General features: G+C 41.9%; 1 protein-coding gene and 1 pseudogene. One reads left to right on the top strand and one right to left on the bottom strand.

From position 1 onward, the window contains the following. Window positions 1–74: 74 nt before the first annotated feature. Window positions 75–279 (top strand): annotated as a pseudogene (locus tag QUA78_RS32365) (IS701 family transposase); the annotation flags it as partial. 468 nt (window positions 280–747) lie between these two features. Here the strand turns inward: QUA78_RS32365 and QUA78_RS32360 are convergent. Continuing rightward, window positions 748–1,146: a DUF4342 domain-containing protein gene (locus QUA78_RS32360; RefSeq protein WP_333307337.1), complete on the bottom strand. Its 399-nt coding sequence runs from the start codon at window positions 1,144–1,146 to the stop codon at window positions 748–750. Window positions 1,147–2,004 lie beyond the last annotated feature (858 nt).

Here is a 2,004-nt window from a genome sequence, read left to right as displayed (position 1 = left end):
GCTGCGATGAATAATGACTATATGATGCAAATTCTCAAGTGCTTTTGTCAAGCATGATTGAGATGCTCTTACCCTGGATAGCAAAGACCTATTTACAAATAAATTGGGTCGAAGTTTTCTATCGTGAAGCTCTGATGATGGTGAGGACTCAAAGAATATCAAGTCAGAGATAAACGCAGTTTAATGAGGCATTTAATTTTGGTGTCTTGTGCTTACACTTTCCTTCTCTGGTATACCTTAAGCGGAGGATTAAGACGTAGGTGGGCCAATAAACCTTTAATGGGACTTAGACATTTTAAAGCTCCTAAAGGGGCTGAAGACCACTCGATCGCAAGGGAAAGATGTCCATGACCTACAAATGCCTGAAACCCTTGTAAATAATTGATTTATGCCCAGTCGAGCTAAAAGTCTCTCTCTCGGTTTCAAGCCATTTTTGTCTCATTTTTGGTCTAAGTCCGGTTAAAAACCTTTACAGAGGCGCTCGAAGCGTTTAGAAGAGCGATATCTTTTACGTTTGTGAAGTGAGTAAACGAAAATTGGGACGTATTCTCTGCTTCTAATGCCAGTTCGATGCTCTGTTTGGGCTTGAAATTTGTTTAAGTCCGGTTAGATAACCACAATTAGGTTAATCGTAGTAATAAAGGCAAGTTGTTTATCATCCATAAATAGAGGACTGTCGCACTGACTACCAACAAGCTCTATTACCGGAAATTAACCGGACATCAGCATTACTAACAACTGAGTTTTTTACTCTGTTCTTTCAATGATGATGGTCATGTGAGCGACTAATGCACCTATGGCTCCTATTGCTGCAATGACTGGAAACAAAGCCGCACCGATGACTCCGCCGACTACTCCCACCGTCAGAGGAACTTCTACCAAGATCCGTCCTTCTTCATTTTTGATAATGATGCGGCGGATATTGCCTTCGTGAATCAGTTCTTTAACTTTAGCAACCAAATCGTTGCCGTTAATCTTCAACTCCTCGACGCTAACTTTTTCCTGAGTATAAGCAGGGGTTTCTAAAGGAGTCGTTTCAAAATTAACCTGAGTAACTTTGTCGGCAGAAACTTTTTCAGATACAGGTATTGATTCGAGTTCTCTTGTCCCGACCGGTTCTTGTAGGCGATCTGTAGGTGTCTCCATTTTTTGTTCTCCTTTTAGGTAAAAGTATTTTTGTATAGAATTATTTAGAAATATAACACGCAACTTTTTGTCGATCAATCATTCTTTTGGGTGATATTGCTGCTGGCGCTGTCGTGCTTTTCTCTCTTGCTCTTTGATGGCGAGAGCCTAAAATCCTTCCTGCGTGGGCGTTAGCTGCCGACTTTCCTTGTGCCGCTTGGTTAACTGTCTGCCTCGGGGCCTGACACCGCCCCACCCTTCCAAAACCTCCAATCCAGACAGCCAAAGGATGAGAGCTACATTTACACTCTCACAGACTCAGACTCAACAGGTGTACCGGTTGAAATACTGACATTGTACTGAAAGTGCGATCTTCCAGCCGTTTATAGGGTTAGCACATCTAGCAGGGCAACTCGCACATGGAAACCGTCGCTTACTTTCCTCAAATATCATTTCAATGTAGCTCAGTGCGATCACCCAACAAAATCAGACCCCCCGAGGTTCCTCAAATCAACATCTTAGAGTTTCTAATGAGAATTGCCTAAAATCAAGGAAAAGGAGAAGTAATAACGATCGATATATTATCGCAACCAAACCAACTTCCTCAAATTGAAATGGAGGTTGGGGAAAAGTCTGGTAAAACTCATAGGTTGCACTATTCTCGCTTAACGGGCTCTTCAGCCCGTTCCACAAAGAGTAAATTTTCTTGTGGGTCGTTGCTCTTCTAGCCCGCCCGTAAAAGGCTTATTGAAAATGGTGCAATATCTCAGGTACAATATAATTATTTACTTCTGCTTCTCCTTTACTGGAGTTTAGACTAAAAAATGGTCACAGCTAAAAGTAGCTGCCTTTTAACAGAAGGCAAGCTGTTGCTCAAAA

Source organism: Microcoleus sp. K4-B3 (assembly GCF_036704615.1).
GTDB lineage: Bacteria > Cyanobacteriota > Cyanobacteriia > Cyanobacteriales > Microcoleaceae > Microcoleus.
This window is presented reverse-complemented; position numbering and strand designations above follow the sequence as displayed.